Genomic DNA, 391 nt, shown 5'->3' with positions numbered 1-391 from the left:
GGCCGCGGCACGGGTGTCGGAGAAGCCGAACCCGTCGGCGCCCAGGGTCGCGAACTCGTTGGGCACGAACTGGCGGATCTGGTCCGGAACCATCGACATGTAGTCAGTGACTGCGACGACCGGCCCCTTGGCCCCTTCGAGCTGGCGGGCGACGAACGGCACGCGCGGTTCGGATCCGGGCTTCAGGAAGTTCTCACGTTCCGCGGCCAGGCCGTCGCGGCGCAGCTCGTTCCACGAGGTCACCGACCAGACATCGGCCGAAACGCCCCAGTCCTCGGCGAGCAGGCGCTGGGCCTCGATGGTCCACGGCACCGCGACACCCGAAGCCATCAGCTGGGCACGGGGTCCCTCCATGTGGTTTTCCGAAACCCTGTGGATCCCCTTCACGATT

The 391-nt window shown here is 67.8% G+C and carries 1 protein-coding gene; it reads right to left on the bottom strand.

The genetic code is table 11. From position 1 onward, the window contains the following. A partial coding sequence (locus tag ACSYDW_RS18940; protein WP_438340288.1) for a transketolase-like TK C-terminal-containing protein occupies positions 1-391 on the bottom strand: 391 nt, incomplete at both ends.

It is taken from the genome of Paeniglutamicibacter selenitireducens, from assembly GCF_051550675.1.
Taxonomy (GTDB): domain Bacteria; phylum Actinomycetota; class Actinomycetes; order Actinomycetales; family Micrococcaceae; genus Paeniglutamicibacter.
Note: the sequence above shows the minus strand (reverse complement) of the source record. Positions and strands in the feature narration are given on the sequence as shown.